Origin of the sequence: Flagellimonas nanhaiensis, from assembly GCF_003382275.1 — a bacterium.
In the GTDB taxonomy this organism is placed as follows: Bacteria; Bacteroidota; Bacteroidia; order Flavobacteriales; family Flavobacteriaceae; genus Flagellimonas; species Flagellimonas nanhaiensis.
Genome location: NZ_QTJX01000002.1, coordinates 451886 through 471833 on the forward strand (window position 1 = coordinate 451886; position 19948 = coordinate 471833).

Annotated in this window: 16 protein-coding genes; 4 read left to right on the forward strand and 12 right to left on the reverse strand. The window is 40.3% G+C overall.

What is annotated here, in order from left to right:
* Positions 1-2: 2 nt before the first annotated feature.
* Both DX873_RS09525 and katG read right to left on the reverse strand, forming a co-directional pair.
* Positions 3-479, reverse strand: a complete 477-nt coding sequence (locus DX873_RS09525; protein ID WP_116184860.1) for an ankyrin repeat domain-containing protein — start codon at positions 477-479, stop codon at positions 3-5.
* A gap of 87 nt (positions 480-566) precedes the next feature.
* A complete protein-coding gene (gene katG / locus DX873_RS09530; protein WP_232520888.1) occupies positions 567-2789 on the reverse strand; it encodes a catalase/peroxidase HPI in 2223 nt (740 codons plus the stop codon).
* Positions 2790-3115: 326 nt separating this feature from the next.
* Here katG and DX873_RS09535 point away from each other — a divergent pair, with 326 nt between their 5' ends.
* The 3 genes from DX873_RS09535 to DX873_RS09545 all read left to right on the forward strand — a co-directional run bounded on the left by DX873_RS09535 (position 3116) and on the right by DX873_RS09545 (position 5948).
* Positions 3116-3730 carry a DinB family protein gene (locus tag DX873_RS09535; RefSeq protein WP_116184218.1) on the forward strand — a complete coding sequence of 205 codons (615 nt, stop codon included), beginning with the start codon at positions 3116-3118 and terminating at the stop codon, positions 3728-3730.
* Positions 3731-3824: 94 nt separating this feature from the next.
* Positions 3825-4355 carry a lipid-binding SYLF domain-containing protein gene (locus DX873_RS09540; protein WP_116184219.1) on the forward strand — a complete coding sequence of 177 codons (531 nt, stop codon included), beginning with the start codon at positions 3825-3827 and terminating at the stop codon, positions 4353-4355.
* 183 nt (positions 4356-4538) lie between these two features.
* Complete coding sequence (locus tag DX873_RS09545; RefSeq protein WP_116184220.1) at positions 4539-5948, forward strand: purple acid phosphatase family protein; 1410 nt, start codon at positions 4539-4541, stop codon at positions 5946-5948.
* Between the two features lie 71 nt (positions 5949-6019).
* Here the strand turns inward: DX873_RS09545 and DX873_RS09550 are convergent, their stop codons facing one another.
* The 8 genes from DX873_RS09550 to DX873_RS09585 form a co-directional block, all read right to left on the reverse strand.
* On the reverse strand, positions 6020-6475 hold the full coding sequence (locus DX873_RS09550) for a hypothetical protein (RefSeq protein WP_232520889.1): 456 nt from the start codon (positions 6473-6475) through the stop codon (positions 6020-6022).
* Positions 6444-6878 (reverse strand): hypothetical protein, encoded by a 435-nt coding sequence (locus DX873_RS09555; RefSeq protein ID WP_116184221.1) that lies wholly within the window; start codon positions 6876-6878, stop codon positions 6444-6446. The genes DX873_RS09550 and DX873_RS09555 overlap by 32 nt, the downstream gene beginning before the upstream one ends.
* 42 nt (positions 6879-6920) lie before the next feature.
* A complete protein-coding gene (locus DX873_RS09560) occupies positions 6921-7355 on the reverse strand; it encodes a hypothetical protein (RefSeq protein WP_116184222.1) in 435 nt (144 codons plus the stop codon).
* Between the two features lie 50 nt (positions 7356-7405).
* Positions 7406-7834: a hypothetical protein gene (locus tag DX873_RS09565; RefSeq protein ID WP_116184223.1), complete on the reverse strand. Its 429-nt coding sequence runs from the start codon at positions 7832-7834 to the stop codon at positions 7406-7408.
* A gap of 11 nt (positions 7835-7845) precedes the next feature.
* Complete coding sequence (locus tag DX873_RS09570; protein WP_147296642.1) at positions 7846-9717, reverse strand: hypothetical protein; 1872 nt, start codon at positions 9715-9717, stop codon at positions 7846-7848.
* A gap of 47 nt (positions 9718-9764) precedes the next feature.
* The gene (locus DX873_RS09575) at positions 9765-11129 is read right to left on the reverse strand and encodes a DUF5689 domain-containing protein (protein WP_116184225.1); all 1365 of its coding nucleotides are present in this window, start codon (positions 11127-11129) and stop codon (positions 9765-9767) included.
* 10 nt (positions 11130-11139) lie between these two features.
* The gene (locus DX873_RS09580; protein ID WP_116184226.1) at positions 11140-13875 is read right to left on the reverse strand and encodes a carboxypeptidase-like regulatory domain-containing protein; all 2736 of its coding nucleotides are present in this window, start codon (positions 13873-13875) and stop codon (positions 11140-11142) included.
* A gap of 232 nt (positions 13876-14107) precedes the next feature.
* Positions 14108-15178: a hypothetical protein gene (locus DX873_RS09585; RefSeq protein ID WP_116184227.1), complete on the reverse strand. Its 1071-nt coding sequence runs from the start codon at positions 15176-15178 to the stop codon at positions 14108-14110.
* A 327-nt stretch (positions 15179-15505) separates the two neighbouring features.
* On the opposite strand from DX873_RS09585, the gene DX873_RS09590 reads away from it, so the two are divergent.
* Complete coding sequence (locus tag DX873_RS09590; RefSeq protein WP_116184228.1) at positions 15506-16543, forward strand: endonuclease/exonuclease/phosphatase family protein; 1038 nt, start codon at positions 15506-15508, stop codon at positions 16541-16543.
* A 21-nt stretch (positions 16544-16564) separates the two neighbouring features.
* Here the strand turns inward: DX873_RS09590 and DX873_RS09595 are convergent, their stop codons facing one another.
* Positions 16565-17002 (reverse strand): hypothetical protein, encoded by a 438-nt coding sequence (locus DX873_RS09595; RefSeq protein ID WP_116184229.1) that lies wholly within the window; start codon positions 17000-17002, stop codon positions 16565-16567.
* Positions 17003-17094: 92 nt separating this feature from the next.
* A complete protein-coding gene (locus tag DX873_RS09600) occupies positions 17095-19809 on the reverse strand; it encodes a TonB-dependent receptor (RefSeq protein WP_116184230.1) in 2715 nt (904 codons plus the stop codon).
* Positions 19810-19948 lie beyond the last annotated feature (139 nt).

Below are 19948 nucleotides of genomic sequence, written 5' to 3' on the forward strand. Positions count from 1 at the left end.
GTTTAGAATTTTTCCAACAAATCTACCAAAACTTGCGAGCCCTGCATAGTTGCATGATCTAGCGCAGTATTTCCACGTGCATCTTTGGCTGTGGTATCCGCACTATTGTCCAACAGTAGTTGTGCAATCTCAACACGATTGAATGTAGCTGCATAGATCAGACAGGTGGCTCCCATGGAATTGGTTTGATTAACATTTGCCCCAGCCTCAATAAGCATTTTGGCAATTTTAGTATATCCCTTGAAACAAACTCCCATCAATGCGGTATTCCCTGTGCTATCTTTGGTGTCCACTGTTGCTCCCTTTTCTAATAGATGGCCAACAATTTCGCCGTGACCATAATAAGAAGCCAAAAGCAACGGCGTGGACCCCCTTTGATCTGTGGATTCCAACAAATTAGGATTTGTTTCCAATAATTCCTTCACTAGTTCAAGTGAACCGTTTCTAATATGGTTGAAAAAGTTTTCTTTTTGATCCATTTCGTACATATTAAATTATAAAAAAACTGCCACAACCTTGGGAGGGCATGGCAGTCTTCGGTTTAATTTTCTTTTTCTTTATTTAGACTATGCCAAGTCAAAACGATCCAGATTCATAACCTTGTTCCATGCGGCTACAAAATCTTTCAAGAATTTGTCATGGGAATCACTACATCCATAGACTTCGGCTAAAGCCCTCAGTTCCGAATTAGATCCAAAAATTAAATCCACTCGAGTACCAGTCCATTTTACCTCCCCTGTCTTGCGGTCTTTCCCTTCAAAGACTTCATCATCATCAGAAATAGCTTTCCATTCTATTCCAAGATTCAACAAGTTCACAAAGAAATCATTGGTAAGGGCTCCAGGTGTATCTGTAAATACTCCGTGATTTGATTTATCAAAATTGGCCTCCATCATTCGCAATCCTCCAACCAATACGGTCATTTCAGGGGCAGTTAAAGTCAATAATTGGGCTTTATCCACTAACAGTTCCTCAGTGGGCACACTGAACTTTCTTTTGGAATAGTTTCTAAAACCATCAGCCTGTGGTTCCAATACCTCAAAGGATTCAGCATCTGTCTGTGTTTCTGAAGCATCAGTTCTACCTGCACTAAATGGAACGGCAATGTCTTTTCCAGCATTCTTGGCTGCTTTTTCCACTCCCGCGTTTCCAGCAAGAACAATCAAATCTGCCAAGGAAACCTTTTTGTTTCCAGATTGTGAGCTATTAAACTCTTCTTGTATTCTGGTCAAGGTATCCAAAACTTTGCTCAACTGCTCGGGATTGTTCGCTTTCCAGTCCTTTTGAGGAGCCAATCTAACACGTGCCCCGTTTGCACCTCCTCGTTTATCCGAACCTCTAAAGGTGGAAGCAGAAGCCCACGCAGTGCTCACCATTTCTGAAACGGTCAATCCAGATGCCAAGATATTTGCTTTTAGGGCAGCCACATCGTTGTCATCTACCAAATCATGATTCGCTGCTGGAACGGGATCTTGCCAAATCAATTCTTCTTTGGGTACCTCAGTGCCCAAATAGCGAGAAACAGGTCCCATATCACGGTGGGTCAATTTAAACCATGCCCTTGCGTAAGCATCAGCAAACTCTTCAGGGTTCTCTAAAAAGTGTCTTGAAATTTTCTCGTACTCTGGGTCAAATCTAAGCGAGAGATCCGTAGTCAACATAAATGGTGCATGCTTTTTGGCTGGATCATGTGCATCTGGCACGGTTCCGGCCCCAGCACCATCTTTGGGCTTCCATTGATGTGCGCCAGCTGGACTTTTTGTCAACTCCCATTCGTAACCAAATAAGTTTTTGAAAAAGGTATGGCTCCATTGTGTGGGGGTATCGGTCCAAGCCCCTTCCAGACCACTTGTAATGGTATCAGAACCTTTTCCGGTGCCGAAGTTGTTCTTCCAACCCATGCTTTGCATTTCAATTGAAGCTCCTGCTGGTTCAGCTTCCAGGTATTCAGAATCTGGTGCTGCACCGTGTGTTTTTCCAAACGTATGTCCACCAGCAATCAACGCAACCGTTTCGTAATCATTCATTGCCATACGGCCAAAGGTCTCACGGATATCATGGGCGGCAGCAACAGGGTCAGGATTCCCGTTTGGTCCTTCAGGGTTTACATAAATCAATCCCATGTGGGCGGCACCCATTTGCTTTTCTAATTCTCCTTCTTCATTATAGCGGTCCTTATTGCCCAGCCATTCGGCTTCAGAGCCCCAATAAATATCTTCTTCAGGCTGCCAGATATCTTCACGCCCCCCGGCAAATCCAAACATTTTAAGTCCCATGGACTCGTGGGCTACGTTACCCGCCAAAATCAATAGGTCAGCCCAAGAAATTTTCTTACCATATTTCTGTTTGATTGGCCAAAGTAAAAGTCGAGCTTTATCCAGATTGGCATTATCTGGCCAGCTGTTCAATGGAGCAAAACGCTGATTTCCTGTACCTCCGCCACCTCTTCCATCGGCAATTCGGTAAGTTCCTGCAGCATGCCATGACATACGGATGAAGAAGGGGCCATAGTGCCCATAGTCTGCAGGCCACCAGTCTTGACTATCCGTCATTAAATCCGTTAGGTCCTTTTTGATAGCATCCAAATCAAGGGATTTGAATTCCTTGGCATAGTCAAAATCCTCATCCATAGGATCAGCTAGGGAAGAGTGCTGTCTCAGAATGTTCAGGTTCAAATAATTTGGCCACCATTCTTTATTTGTGGTACCTCCGCCCGCGGCTTGGTTCAATTCTCCGTTTAAAAAAGGACACATTCCGGCATCTGCCCCGTTTGCCAATTCTTTACTCATGATAGTATGTTGTTTTAATTTGATTTTTTTAACCTTCATAAAATTACTAAAACAACAAGCCCAAGAATAGATAATTAATATTAATATATTATTAATTGATAAAGAATATCTATTATTTGATTTTCTTGGTTTTATCTCCTCAAGTTGGTCAAAACAGGTATGTTTTTTGGCGCATTTACCCCTTTTGTGGGTGTAAATATGCTTTATCTTTATACATTGACGATTAGTGACTTGTGATCTTATTAATTTTGGACATGTCCAATCCATCTCTACTTAATCGTCAGTACATTATATATTGAATTTCAAACCTTCAAAATCCATAACACATGAAAAAAATGATCATCCCTGTTTTAGCTTTTGTGCTTTTTGGTTTTAGCGCCGATACCAATAAGCTCTCAAATGAGGACAGAAAATTTGCCATCAAACATCTAAAAGAAACCCGTAATCATATGACCCATGTTCTTAAAGGGCTCAGTGAGGAACAACTGAATTTTAAACCCTATGAGGATTCTTGGTCCATTGCCGAGTGCGTGGAGCACCTTGCTATTTCTGAAAGTGCATTTGGAGGACTTATTAAAAGGACCGCTGCTTCTGAGCCTAATCCGGTATTAAAGGATTCCCTTGTATTCAACGATGAACAATTGCTCAAGGTAATTACCGATCGTAGCCAAAAAGTCAAGACTTCGGAACAATTTGAACCCAGCGGTCAATTTGGCTCACATGAAGAAACCGTGGAAGCTTTTATGACCAAAAGGAATGAACACATTGAGTACACAAAGACCACCGAGGATGATCTTAGAAATCGATTTAGCAAGGATCTCCCCTTTGGCACTGTGGACGGTGTTCAATTACTTCTTTTTGCTGCCGCCCACTCCGAGCGTCATATTTTACAGATGGAAGAAGTAATGGCCACCGAAAATTTCCCGGCCAAAAAGGAATAATTCAACTCTTTTTATTAACATTTATTGGCATACCCTTTCCTCTATGGAAGGGGTTTGTTGTTTACCTTTGAACTAGATTTTAAATGTGAACGCTATGAACAAAATGAAATCCTTTGTTTTGATACTGCTGATGTTGGCCGGAACAGTGGCCATGGCCCAAAGCAAGAAAGACCGAAAAATTATGAACGATGCCAAAAAAGCGAAAAAAACGCTATTGAAGGCAGATGCTGGTTTGGAGCGGTTCTTTGAAGATTCCGCTGGTTATGTACTTTTTCCAAATGTTGGTAAAGGAGGTTTTATCATCGGTGGCGCTTCAGGAAATGGAGTGGTGTATGAGAATGGTACTGTTGTAGGGATGGCCAACCTTAAAAAGTTAAATGTTGGATTGCAAGCTGGTGGACAGGCCATTATTGAAATCATATTTTTTGAAACCCAGGTAGATTTGGAACGTTTTAAAGAAGGGAAGTTCCAGTTTGCTGCGGAAACTTCTGCAGTGGCCTTAAAATCCGGTATAGCTTTTAACGCTAAATACAAGGATGGAGTGGCCGTATTTGCATTACCCAAAGCAGGTCTTATGGCAGATGCATCAGTTGGAGGGCAAAAATTTGGATACAAGCCATTTTAAAGCTATGGGAAATCAGCTTCCAATGCCTTGATGAAAATTCAGACTATAAAGGAGCAACTATTGCTCCTTTTTTCATGTCAAAATGGGACAAATTGCAATTTAATTTTACGTTAATTCTAATCACTTCACAATAAACTCATACTGAATAATCTGATTTTTGTAACCACAGAAAACCAAAAATAAATGAAGCCATATCTCTCCTTTTTAACGCTTAGTTTCCTATTTCTTTTTGGAACTACATTGGTTCTGGCCCAAAACAATGATAACGAAGAACATGGGCATAGTCATTACCAATACCATTCCGGGGTGGAAGCCCATAAACTTATATTCCCATCCAAGGTCCCGGACAGGATTATTGTAAACTTGACCGAAGACTCTTCACATAGTTTTGCTGTAAACTGGCGAACCGAACAGAGCATTACAGAAGCTTTTGTAGAGATAGCTCCCGAAGGGCACGGTCCGGATCATCGATTACCTGGAGTGGCCAGACGTATCAAGGCCAAAACACAGATGTTTGAGAATGAGAACAAAAGGGACAATGAACCTATGGTGAAGGCTGCCTACCATTCAGCCCTAGTTGATGGACTGGAGCCTGGAAAGACTTATGCGTACCATGTAGGATACGGGGATGATATCAATGCGCCAACTTGGAGTGAATGGTTTCAGATAAAGGTTCCGGATACAGACGAGAACAAACCTTTTAGCTTTGTCTATTTTGGGGATGCCCAGAACGATGTAAAATCGATGTGGTCCAGGGTAATCCGAAAATCCTATCAGATGGTACCCGAAGTGGATTTTATGATGCATGCAGGGGATTTGATCAATCATAGTGAATCGAATCGTGAATGGGGAGAGTGGTTTTACGCTGGAAGTTATCTTCATGCTACCGTGCCCAGTATCATGACCCCTGGAAACCACGAGTATAATGAAGATGGTAATTTATCCGTTTTATGGGAACCGCAGTTCAACCTCCCCAACAACGGCCCTGCGGTTGATTTTAAAGAATCTTTTTATTCCCTGGAGTATCGGAATATGAAATTGGTCTCTATAGATGCCTTATACTTCAATATCCATCCTGAGCATCGTGAAATCATTCTAAAATGGTTGGATCAAGTGTTGACCGAGAATACCAAAACATGGACGACCCTCTTTCTACACTATCCTATTTATTCCACAGCCAAGGGGCGGGACAATACCGAACTCCGAGAAGGATTGAAACCATTAATTGACAAGCATGGCGTGGATTTGGTACTTCAAGGGCATGATCACACCTATGCCAGAGGCTACGACTCCAACAATGGCGAAGGCAAGACCGTAGTGACCGATGCTGGAACAGTATATGCCGTTTCTGTGAGTGGACCCAAAATGTACGAATCCCAGGATCAGGGCTGGATGGTGAAAAGGGGAGAATTCACCCAGCTGTTCCAGATAATTTCGGTTGAGGGCAACAAACTCAAATATCAGGCATTTACCCCTCTTGGCAGCTTGTACGACGGCTTTGAAATGCAAAAAGCCGCGGACGGCAGCAAAACCTTGACCAATCTGGAAGCTGAGGTTCCTCTGCGTTTGAAAAAGGATTTTGTTAAGGAGTAGTATCCTTCGTTAATTTCGCATATAAAACTAGATCCTGCCCCCTTAAGGGGGCAGGATCTAGTTAGAAAGTGTCATTGGCAAGGGCCATCACACAATTCTGCATTTTCATAATTTTTGGCATCTATGGTATATGTACTTGTGTTGCCATCATGTTGGTATGAATCACTATTAAACAAACTATGACCAACAGGTTCATATGTGTAGAGATAATGTTTTTCAATTCGCTTATTATCAAAAATCATCACAATAGAGTCGGCTTGGAGTATTTGGTTTATTACAACAATTCTAGCTGTATCCTTTCCTCTAAAAATTTCCCCTTTTCCTGTTTTGGAAACTATTTTCTGACCACTCGGGAGGCCATCACTGAAAAACCTCATTTGAACATGGTTTTCCAATCCATTGTTCACAACTATAATGCCTGTTTCCTCATAATCTTTTGGCCAACAAGAAATTGCCAAAACTGGAATAATTAGGGACAATAGTGTTTTTTTCCAGTCAATTACAAGGTTCATCACAAGGTGTCGCATTATTGAAATTTTCTTCTGTTATGGTATAAGTAAACTGGCCTCCATTTCTCTCATAATCATCGAGCATTGAATTATCCATAGGACTACTAAACGTATGCCCCTCGACTCTTTCATTATTGAAAATGAGCGCTATTGAATCAGCTTTAAAAGCTTCAATCGGAGTATTAAAATCTAACGCGTAAGTTTTCAATGTCCTTTCAATTACCAAGCCTGGGCCATCCAGCTCGGTAGTAAATACAAATTTATTCTGTCCTTCTAGAGGAAACTCATAAAAATGTAGTTCCACAGCGTCAGTTGTACCGTTCACAATCTTATAATTCCTTGTAGTTGTACTCGAATCGGTACAACTAGCCAAAACAAGAAAAAACAATGTGTTAAATCCTACTTTTAAAAAATTTGACATAATACCAATTATTTCAAATAATCGCATTCTATATCTTAAGATCTAATTGCATGCATTTTCACATGGTACTGAAGCACTTAGATTCTCCTGACCTATTCTATATAAGAATTTACCCGTATCGACTCTTTGATAATCTTGTTGATTCAACAATGATGAACCTTTAGGTTCAAATAAATTATGTCCTTGCCTACTATTACCATCAAAAATGATCAAAATAGAGTCAGAGTTAAATACATCAAAAGGAGAAGTCGATGACCCTAAAGTCTCTGCAGACCTTTTAAAAGAGTCCCCAAAACTATCAAGTGTTACCAGCGGAATTTCTGTATTTGGTTCACCATTTTTTAGAAATTTAAGAATTACCGGAACATCCAAGTCATTTTGTATTGTGTATTCTGATAGCGTGGATTGTTCTGGGGTACAACCAAACAAACTAAGGCCAATCAGAATAGTTGGCAAATGCTTGATCAATCTTTTCATTTTTGTGATTTTTTATAACCAGCCCCGAAAGGAGCTGGATTCATGATATCTCAGTTGCATGGGCCATCACACAATTCTGCATTTTCATAATTTTTGGCATCTATGGTATATGTACTTGTGTTGCCATCATGTTGGTATGAATCACTATTAAACAAACTATGGCCAACAGGTTCATATGTGTAGAGATAATGTTTTTCAATGCGCTCATTATCAAAAATTATCACAATGGAGTCGGCCTGCAGTATTTGATTGATTAGGACCACAGTGGAGGTATCCTCCCCCTTAAAAATTTCCCCTTTCCCTTTTTTGGAAACTATTTCCGGACCACTCGGGAGCCCATCACTGAAAAACCGCATTTGAACATGGTTTTCCAATCCATTGTTTACAACTATAATACCTGTTTCCTCATAATCTTTTGGCCAACAAGAAATTACCGAAACAGAAATAACAAAGAGTAATATCAAATTTTTACTTTTCATAATACACCTATTTACCAATTATCAAAAAGTTCTCGAATTTGAGAAGATTGCCCAGAAATGGCAATGTTCTTTTCCCTACATTCTTCCCATCTGGTCGATCCAATCAAGGATTTTTCCATATTTCTCCATGTTAGTCCTGAGACCCTGTCCATGGGAACAGCATTGCCATATTCATTTCTTTGGTTGAACGAATCCGACATATCATAAAATGTTGTTGTATAAAACTTAGATACTCCTCCATTATCAATTCTTCTATTTTGAAGGTTGGTTCTTTGATAGTTATAACTCTTCGGTCCCAATCTTCTATACCGTTTATTCGTAAGAAATATTTCCACTCCAGTTGCCCAGCTCTCCATCAATCTTCTTGCGCTCGCCCCTGCTGGTCCAGGGTTATTATTACCTAGATTATAAATATATCCTTGTTCAACCAAATTGTCCCAAGAAATGGGGTCAACACGCCAATGGGCAGCATGGGCCAGTTCATGAATTGTCCTCCCGTAAACTCTCTCCGAAGGTTCCCCATAAGCTTTGATTTTGATGTGTGGCGCAATACCAAAAGTTCCGTGCCCAAGCTGCATTTTGGTTGATGAAGGTCCTTGGTTTTTTTCTATTGCCGCTATTTTGATTTGGGTTTTCCAAAATCCATTTGTTGGTGGTCTTGTAAGTCCGCCAATATCATGGTAATAAAAATGCATTGCAGCTTGGAATATTTGACCTCTGTATTTCATTCTGCCTCCATTTATTTTCAGATTCCATGGGCGTTTGTACAATTTTGGTCCTTTATCCTCTGCTTGTATATGTCCTGTATTATCCCGAATGCTGAACTCAAACCTATCCCACTTAATAATATATCTTACCCTTCCCCTAACTGTTTTATGGGTGAAATTACCTTGAGCATCAGCAATAGCACGATCCAATGTCCAAGTGTCGCGTATAAGAATATTTGCTCCATTAATAGGCACATAACTCCCTGCTACCGTATAGGTTTCTTTTCTGTAAACTGCCCTTTTACATTGAAACTTCTTGCCTTCTTGGTGAAATTCCTTTCGTGTATCCGGACAATCATAGTACTCATAGTGGGAGAATACATTCCTAGTGGTGGTAGAGGTTCCCAGATTATCATCATATATTTGAACATTACCACTGGGCTTCCATTTGCTTCTAAGGTTAATTCCCAATAAACATGTTTCACAACCCCCATCTTTTTCTCCTGATAAAGGTTCTGGTAAAAGGTCTTGATTATCAGTATCCATGTAGGCTTGCTCAATTACATGATTCATAAAATCCGTATCATCATCTATTTGTCCCCTCATCGTCCACCTTTCAGAACCTTTGCCTTTGCTATATCTAGAGTCTTTTTCAGGTATATACATCTTCTGTAGTATTTTATGAGGAATACTTTTAGGGTACTTAGCTCCTATTGGGATACTTGCATAAAATGATAAGCGTTCCCCTTTTTTAATGGGATTTTCCTTGTGATAACGTTCACCATCCTCATATTCAAAAGGGTAATCAACAAAAATTAATTTTCTGTGTTCCCTTAAAAGGTTTTCTTGAAGATCATCTTCAGGATCAAACCGGATATAAACGTAATTTGGTTTTATTTCACTAGTGTCTTTTTTCTTCACCTTAAAAGCTTTACCAGTTTTTAAAGCCCCCTTATTCATACTATCCAAAACTTTTTGGTAAGCTTTTCTAAAAGCATGTATTTCGTATGGATTCTCCAGCTTTTTTCCCAGCTTGATCATTCGCAAGGAATCAGATTCCAATAGGTCGAGCTGGTGGGTTTCTTTGGCTGGTTCCATTTCCTTTTCACAGGACATTAACCAGCACATTGTAACAGCTATAAATACAATAGCCCCAAACACTTTTAATTGTTTCATAATTAATAGTTTAAAATGTTATTGGGGTATGCTGCATTATGTTATTGTCACTCCCTTAAACCCGGGGTAAAATCTTCTGGTGCATTTTGAGGTTGTTTGATTGTTCCTGCTTCTCCTGTATCATTGTATAGCATCCATTCTTCAAAAGTGTAGATGGGATTACCTTCGGTAATGTCCTGATGTCGAACTGCACGACCATCTTCAAATTCATGGTTGGTGCCAGAACCATCCTCTCCTAATATTCCAAAGGCATCGATAACGGTTCCGAAAGGGTCCACCAATTCCAAATTGTCATCTCCATTTGAGTCTGCAGGAGTGTTTGTGGAAACTCCCAAATCTGGTGGGAATCCATAGACCAACTCAAACTCTGACGTATTTGGTGAAATGACCAAAGTGCTTTCTGCTCCAATTATCAATCCAGTAAGGTCTATGGTAGACCCTACTTCGGTATTGTCGTTGGTATAACGCCGGAGGGTCCATAAGTTCAAATCCAAAGGTTCTTGTCCTGCATTGAACAATTCCACAAACCGAGCTCCGGAATTGTTATCTGGATCCGCCAATTCTGAAATAAATATTTGAGTGGACGTAAATTCAGTGATAACCTCTGGGCAGCGCTCATTAACAAAATCAAGGTCATTCAAACCGCGAATGACCAATTTGGATTCTCCCCCATCTTTAATCAATACCGCTGTAACTGTACCATTCCCGTTTGGTAAAGTTTCTTGTTGAAAATCTGAATAACCACTGTTCAGCAGTACAATCTCATTCTCCTCACAATCCTTCAACCTTCGTGCAGTTTCCTCGGTTTCAACTGCAAAAGCTTGACCCAATTCATCTTCAACAAATTCCAGTCCTTCAAGCTTGATCAAAGTATTGGCAGGAATATTCCCCACCTCAGATATCGTAACCAACGTAGGTTGTGCCCCTTCGGAACCTTCGCAGGATAGAAAAATATGCTCCTTGGCCTTTAGCCCAGGTAATCTCCCAACAGAAGCATTTCCAAAGGACGTGAATACACTTCCCAACTTTAAATCCTCCTCTTTTTTATCCAAATACAATCCCTTCAGTTTTATCATTACTTTGCTTCCTAGTGGAAAGAGCAGATGGGATTCTCTAAGGTCAATTTCAACCTGCAAGCCATGAGTAGGCTTGGCCAAATCATTTTGTATATGGAGTATTCCAAAAAAGTTGCCGGCTTCATCCGAGGAAATAACGTAGCCTTCAAGAACTAAATCATCTTGAATCTGTACAACTTTGTCCTGAACCAGTGCCTCGACCTCCTCAAACGTGATGTTTGCTTCCAAGTCGGGATTGCAATTTTGTCCCAGAGTGTCAAACTCCCTGTTATCAACACATGACAACGCGGTCAGTAATGCAAAAAAAGTAGTAGTTTTTACCAATTTCTCTTTCATGGAAATATTTTTAGAAGCTTATGGCCAAATTCAAAAAGTATGTTCTGCCGTAACTGTACCAATATTTGGGGCCAAACAAAGGTGACCCACTTAAATTATCTTGTTGTAATTGCCCAAAATTCCCATTTCGGCTCTGCTCGTAACCTCCGCTCTTGAAAACCGTATTGAACAGATTGTTTACACTCAGGAAAGCACTGATGTATTTTTTTTGGACCAACCATGACTTCCCCCCTATAAGGTTGAGCAGGTATATGTCTTCCAACGGTTGTTGTTTTAAAAGTTTGGTAACGGCCTCCTCGGTAGCATCAGGAAAATGCTTCCCGGTTTCAGGATCCAGAAGAAAACTTCTGGTGCGAGTGATAGTGGCCAAGTTAATCTGATTGTCCGCCAGATAGTTCGTCGTGGCTCCTACCCACCAATATTTTGGGCTACGATACTCAACCCCAATTGACAGTGCAGTTTGGGGACCCTGTGCCAATTTTAAATCTTTTAGCTGTGCAATTCCCAAATCTATGTTCCCTTGTGGGTCAATCAGGTCTTCTTCCGCTCCTGCGGTGTCGAAATTAATCTGCACCGATGGGTCACTTGCATAGACATATTGCCCAAAATTTCCCGCAGCAGAAAGTTTTACGCTTGATGAAGGCTGATACTCCAATCCAAATTCAATGCCTTTATGAAGCTTGTCCAGTCCCGTGATTACCTCTTGTACAAAATCAGAGCCCAAACCCGAGTCAACAAAGAAAAAATTGATATCCGTAGTGTTTTGAAATCTGGTATAAAAAGCACTTATCCTGCCGGTGATATCGGGCAAGCGCACAAAGTAGTTCAAATCTAAAGTGGTGATTGTTTCCTTTTGAATGTCGGAGACAATCTCATTGTTCTCCCTTGGATTTATAAAGACATTCTGAAGTGTGGGCGGCCTCTCCAACTTAGCTCCATTTACGGTGAACCAATGCCTTCCTGAAAGGAAGTAAGTGAAACCTCCTTTTAGCCCCAAACTTGAAAAAGATACCTTCTCACTTGTTCCAAACGAATTTTCCAAAAACCGCTCATTTGCGAACAAACCTTCTCTTTGCACTCCAAAATTGGAAAAGGAAGCTGAGGTAAAGCCGCTCCATTTCCTGCTCTTGAATTCAACTTGTCCAAATGCTTCAAGTTGGGATGCATCCAATAGATAGTGGTAACTGAATTTTTCGCCTGCCGTCTTTTCCAGGTTTCCATTGATATCGTTAAAAGTCCCTGAAAAGGCATCCATATCTTGATGAAAATCGGCTCCCAACAAATCGTTTATCCTTGCAAAATTTTCCGAAGTCGTAGTCCTGAAATTGACTCCAGCCCCAAAGTTCATTTTTTCATTAGGCTTGAACACCAAAGTACTTGACCCTGTGATTTGGTTATCCTGAGCGACATCATCATACAATAGATAACCTGCCGGGCCATTGTTGGCTGTATTGGCGGAATAGATTTCTTGCCATTGTATTTGAGGGTTGTTTATAAATCCTTCCCTGGCTAAATTGGCATTGACAAAATCTGCTCCAATAGAGCCATTGATATGGTAGCTGGGCAAATACCTATAGTAAGTAGGGTCCGGGTTTGGGGTATTAAAATATCCTACCCTACTTCGAGCGTTGTTCCCAAACTGGTAGGCAATTCCCGTGGTCCAGTTGAACTTTTTTGATCGCAGGAAATGGTTCAACATGAAAATGGGTTCAAAAATCTCCCGTTCCCTAGAGTTTCTTACTTTGCCCTCTTGCTCACCCCAATATGGATTGTAGCGATTACCCATCAAATCGAAAACCTCTTCAGTAATTGCTGCCGACCGACCTCTACGGTTTCTTGCAAAAACAGCTGTAAGCATCAAGCCATTTTCTGTATTCAGGCTATATTCTAGAGAACCAAAAAAAGAATAGGCATCATACAGGGTGCCTTCCACATAACCTTCTTGGGCCCATCTTCTTGAAGCTGAAAAAGTATAGGCCAACCCATTTGCCCTGAGTCCGGAAGAATAGGTAGCCATTAAGCGTCCCCGGTAGGTGCGGTTTGACGTGGAGCTGGATAAACGAACTCCAGGGCGTAGTCCTGAAGGTCTCATATCCATGTTGGTATTTCCTAGAATTCCCCCAAAAGTGTATGGGTTTAATGAAAGACCTTGGGTAAATTCCTGATTGCGGACTACATCATTTAGCCCTCCCCAATTATTCCATTGCGGCCTTCCATCAAAAAACTTGTTCATGGGAATACCGTTAAGGAGTACCGTACCATTGCGTGAGTCAAAACCCCTAACTTTAAAAAAGGCCTGACCAAAATCAAAAGCCGCCCTGTTCAAAAATATATCCCGGGTAGACTGCAATAGGCCCAATGCGCCCGAAACAGCTTCACCGTCATCCAAAAAATCTCCTTCGGTTAGTGTGATAAGATTGTCTGTCTTTTCTTGAGCAAGGTCCTTTTCAAGATAGATTTGCCCTAGATCTATTGGGTTTCCTTCCAAAAAAATGGCAAACCTTTTAGGGTTGAACCCCAAAGAAGAGATTTCTAAAACCTGTTCCCCTCTTTGGTCTGTTTCAATATGAAATTCTCCTTCTTCATTGGTCAAATGGACTTCTGAGAAACCATTAATGGCTATGGAAGCATTTTTAATGGGTCTGAGCACACCCTTTTCAAGAACATTTCCAGAAATAATTGAAGTTGACTGCCCATACAGTATAGTGGTACAACAAAGTACAGTCCAGAACAAGACTGTTCTCATAACTTTTTAGCAGGTTAATTAGACAAAAAATAGGGTTATTATTTTTGGTTGAATTAGGAATGGGGGCATTCTTTACTTGGTCTAAAAAAATGACCCCATATGGGCTATTTCATTTCTTAAATTGCTCTTGTTTCTTGGCCAAACCTTATAGTACAACCAATAGTGGAAAAAAGAACGAATGCTAGAGACTATTGTTCAAACTTTCTAGTATAACATAACAACCCTGGAGCATTTATAGTTCAATGGCCCCTCCCCAAACTTTTCTTTGTTTCCCGGTGCCATCATATCTTAATGGCCCAAATTTATTATTCCCTTGGTGAGCCTGATAGGTTTTAAAAAACTGGCTGGTCCATGTTCCGTCTGGCCATTCTCCCACTAATGCAAAAATAATGGTACGACCTGTTATAGCTCCTGAAAACCTGTTCCGTTTGATATTAAAGTCACTGGTGATGATAGCCTTCTTGAACTTTTCCTCCCATCCTTGATTTCTGGCATAATTTTTCATCAGCTTCAATGCTTCTTCTTCGAGGTCTCGATTTCGCATAAATGGTTCTGGCAAACCATATTTTGGAATTTTGCTGATCAATTCCATTCCCTTATCCACATTTGTAAGAAGAATTTGTCCAGATGCCAGTTCAACTTTGTTCTTCTTAGCTTTTGGCCCAGGAGAACTTCCATCTACCAAGGAATATTTAAGCCCCAATAGGATGGTATTGTCTTCCTTTGAATCAACATACTTTTGATTTTTCAATAAGATTTCGATGATTTTTTGCTGTGTTAAACTCATTTCCTCTTCCTCATCTGTTGCTCCAGGTATTACTCCTGGCATAAAAACCGGATACCTTTGCGACTCCCAGGACAGTTCTTCTTTTGATACTTTCTCATTATAATGGAAATCACCTTGCAAACTGTCCAGAAAATAATCAAACCTCAAATGGGCCTTGTTCTTTGATGCCGGATGTTTGGCCATTGTTTCATAAATCTTATCCGGACCTGCATTCTTGTTCACAAACAACCTGCAAAAGAGACCCTTTTTATCCATTTCAGACATATCGTATACAGTGATGAATTTCTGCTCATCTTCCCATTCCCTAGGAATGGTTTCATGGGCAAAAACGTACCTGCCCAGTTGATTTTCATGGATCTCACTAAAAAAAGCATTGTTATAGAGTTCTGATTTGGCCACCTCTTTGGGTGTCCAATAAAATTTGGACTTGGAAATGTCCTTTTTTGAATTGCCAGAGCATGCAAAAAAGAGAAAAAGAGTTGAAATTGAAATGCATAAGTAAAATAAAGTTCTCATGGTTAAGTATATTAGAATTGTTATATGATTAAATTCCTTATTTGAGGTTTGTTGTCAACATAAAAAACAAAAGCCCTGTGCGATTTAACGCAAGGGCTATTTTTTAAAATAAAAAAGAGGCTATCTGGTTGTTCCGGGATAGTTTCTCCCTTCATAACCTTGATACCTCTGGCTTCGTTTCTTAACGTGTATCAATAATAGGAAAAATCCTTATTTCCTCCAAAAAACGTTTTACTATATTTACTAAAAATTAATCTTTAAAAACAAATCTTTTCTATCTTAAATTATCGGGCAACAAAATGTCCCGGCCAATAAACTTATTTCACAATGCGATTATTAATATGCCTACTTGTATTAATATCGACCTCAAACTACGGGCAAAAGTCCAAAACCTATAAGGTTAGAACCATAGCATTCTACAATGTTGAAAACCTATTTGACATTGAAAATGATTCATTGACTTTTGATGACGAGCGCACGCCCGAAGGAAGTTATCATTGGACGCAGGAACGCTACGACAAAAAGATTGAAAACATTTCCCATGTACTTTCCAATATCGGTGAAGGTACCTCCAAGACTTCCCCAGACATTATTGGGCTGTGCGAAGTTGAAAACAGAAAGGTTTTGGAAGACCTCATTAATCACCCAAATCTGCAGCTAAAAGGATATGGTATTGTTCATTTTGATTCACCCGACGCCCGAGGTATAGATGTAGCTTTGATCTATAAAAAGTCAGCCTTTTTACCCTCCTCTTTCAACAGCCATAGGCTGCTTCTATTTGATGAACTAGGGGAACGGACCTACACTCGTGACCAACTGGTAGTTGGAGGCGTGTTGGATCATGAAGAGTTTTATTTTATTGTAAACCATTGGCCTTCTAGAAGGGGAGGTGCAAGCAAAAGTAACCCTAAAAGGGTGAGAGCTGCATTGTTGAACAAACGTATCATTGACTCCATTCAAGGGTTAAATCCGTATGCCAAAATCATAAGCATGGGCGACCTTAACGATGACCCAAGGGATGATAGTCTAAAAAAAATATTGAAGACCAAGGGTAAACCTACCCGCTTGGACAGCATCTCACTTTTCAATCCTATGGAAAGGTTATACAAAAAAGGGGTGGGTTCACTCGCCTATAGGGACAAATGGAACCTATTTGATCAATTTTTTATGACCTCCGAAGTCGTTGGTGAGGACAAGTCCAATTATGTCTATTGGAAATCAAGCATCTACTCTCCCTCTTATATTAGAACCACCGAAGGCAAATATAAAGGCTACCCTTTACGAACTTATTCCGGCGGAGTCTACACGGGAGGATACAGCGACCATTTCCCCATATATCTGTTCTTGATAAAGGAAGTTGAGTAAATTTCAGATGTTCAATCGTGTCTAGCCAAACCACTGTCCCCAAGGGATACGGCTTAGAATCAACAATAATCCAAGGCCATAGAAAATAGCAATGCTCTTGAACTTTTTATGGCTTTCCATAACTTTTTTATGGCGCGACCACCCCATGGTGATAAGAACCAATGCAATGATATTTATTAGGGGATGTTCCAAAGCCAGTAACCTTGCCGGGGCGTTCAATCCACCCATTCCCAAAGTTTGAATGGCCTTGAGTCCATTGGCGGAAACAAAATATAGCAGAAGGCCCACCAACAACTGAATATGACTTAGAATTAAGGCAAAAAGACTTATCCTAAGATCTTTGTGCATGGCAAAATCCTTTTTGCCCAACCAGCCCATAATGGCGTTGAACACTGCAATGATCAATACGGCCAATACTACGTAGGCCAAATAGGAGTGTAGGTTTTTGATGATTTCCATAGGTATAGTTTGAATGCTTAAATGTAGTGATTATTGGGAATAAAAAAACCCTGCCTTAAGGCAGGGTTCTCATTTTTTGTATTAGATCCGTACTAGAAGTTGTACCTCATACTTACGTTCCAAGTTCTTCCGAAACCAAAGAAGACTTTGTTACTTGTGTTTAATCCTCTAAATGTTGAGGCGTTACCATCAACGAAAGTATTGGTCAATGATTCTGCAATGTACTCAGTATCAAAAACATTGTTTACGTTAGCAGCAATGCTGATAGAGTTATCACCCCCAATATTAAAGTTATAATAAGCTCCAAAATCAAATAGGGTGTAACTTGGTAATCTCAAAGAACCTTGGTGGTCTGGATTATCAAAATCATCAGCATTAATCTGTGCAAATAATCTTGACGCTGAGTAAAGATTACCGCTCAATTTCAAGTTTTCAATTGGACGTACTATCATTTCCAAATTCGTAGTGAACTGAGCAGCATCTCCAACTTTTACGTTGTCCAAGTACAAGGTAACTTCTGGATCAATAACATTTCTGTCATCATCTAAAGCAGCCCCAGTAGGGTTACCTGCATACTCCCAGTTTCCAAGGGAAAGCATTCCTCTAAACTGAATAACATCGGAAGCTCTATAATTGGTCTCGATTTCAATTCCTGTATGGATTTGCTCAACGCCATTGATGTTGGCCGTACCTTCATCGCCATCTGGAGTCTCGACACTTAAATCCTGGAATCTATCTTTCCAAGAAGTTCTGTAGATATTGAACTTGGTTCTAAAATCTCCAAGGTTGATCCCATATCCTGCTTCAAGACCCAAAATCTTTTCGTTGGTCAAATCTGGGTTAAGGTCATTTCTAAAGTTTAAGTAAACCGCATCAAACAATGGTTGCTTGGAGTAGTATCCAGCATTTACGAAAACGTTATGGGCTTCGTTAATGTTATAGTTGATTCCACCCTTGATGTTTCCACCCAATCTGTTTTCAAAGTCAGTTTCTTGCATTGGATCAGAATCCAAGTAGTTAAAGTAATCGATTCGCTTGAATCCTTGTTGCGAAACACCACCTTGAAGGAATGTTGAAATTGTACCGTTTGAGTATTCAATTTGTCCAAAAGCTCCAAGCCATCTTACGATACCATCATTGTAGTAATCAATTTTTTCCTCATCATCAATGTTTTTGAAAATATTGATGATAGAAGCGAAGTCAGAATCGATTGCACCATCTTGACGTACAGTGTGGGTAGGGTTGTTAATGTCGTCGTCATCAAAATAACCATCAGCACCTAACAAGTTGTCCACCCTTCTATAGTGGATTCCTTTATATGACCTTGCATCAATCCCTACATCCCAACTCCATTCATCATTGATATCAGTATGAAGGTTGGCGATAAGACCAAACCAGTTGTGCGAGTTCATAGAAGCTCTTCTTACCAGACCATCTCCAAAGCTGGTGACAATGTAATCTCCGTTGGAATCAGGTGTCAATTGTCTTGGATTTCCTTCGTTATCTCCGTTGTAAAAAGTAACTGCCTCACCGCTATTGAATCTTGAAATCAAATCATAATCCACAAGTCCTGTTTCAGGAATACGGTACCTGCTTGAGCTTGCGAAACCGAAACCAGGCCCAACACCTATGTCCCCAGTTCCTCCACCTCTACCTACAGATGCGTATAAGGAGGTAGAAAGTGTGGTTTTATCGTTGAATTTATGATCCCAGTTCAAAGATGCAATGGGTTTGTGATAGAAGTTTCTTCTCCAACCAAACTCTTCACCATTCAAGAAACCATGGTTAAAGTTGTATAATGCACCATACTCAAGATGATCTTCGATAGTGGCAACGTTGAAGAAACTTGATGTTCTTTGGTTGTGTACCTGAGGCGCACCTGTCAAAACAAACTGGAAGCTATTTCTATCATTAGGTTCATAACCTAATCCTATAAAGTAATTGTAGCCTTCAAACTTTGTTCCTTGTACGTATCCATCTCCAGACGTTCTTCCTAAAAGGATGGAAGCAGCAAAACCATTTTCGGATTTACCTGTATTGTAGGAAGCAGTCATTTTCATGTAACCATCGTTCCCACCTCCGAAGCGAACGGAACCACCCTCTTCTTTGTCGGTTGATTTAGTTAGGATGTTAATGGTCCCACCAACAGAGCTGATCGCCAATTTGGAAGACCCAAGACCTCTTTGAACCTGCATAGCAGTGGTAACATCACTAAGTCCAGCCCAGTTACTCCAAAAAACTCGACCGTTTTCCATGTCGTTCACAGGAATTCCGTTGATCATGATTGCCGTGTTCTGAGAATCGAATCCTCGAACGTTGATTCTACCATCTCCAAAACCACCACCTGTTTTGGTAGCGTAAATCGAAGGTGTAGACCTAAGAACTTCAGGCAATTCTTGGGAGCCAATTTTTTCTTGAATTTCGGTTGCAGTGATAGTTGAAACTGCCACGGGAGTCTCTCTGTCCCTTGCAATATCCAAGATTCCTGTAACTACTACTCCCTCAAGTTCTTCTGCATCCGGGAATAGAGATATAGTCCCTATACTTCCTGCTGAAGAAAATGGGACAGATTTGGTTACAAATCCAATGTAGGATACTAATAGTGTACCTGAAGCTTCAGAAACCTCTAGCGTGAAATTCCCATCAAAGTCAGTTGATGTTCCGTTCTGTGTTCCTTGAACCATAACACTAGCTCCCGGAAGTGGGCTTCCTAGCTCACCATCCACAACCGTACCAGTAATAGTTCCTTGTGAAAATGCCATCGCAGTCGTAAGAATTGCCGCAATGGCCAAGTAGATTCTTTTCATTTTAACAGTGTTTAATTGTTTTGAATTGCAAGGCAAAAGTCCTGCTTTTTAACATCTATTATGTTAATTTAACGTTAAGAAATGAGGGTGCTTTTATTCTGTAATTACAGATAAAACATTGTATTACAACAGGTTAATG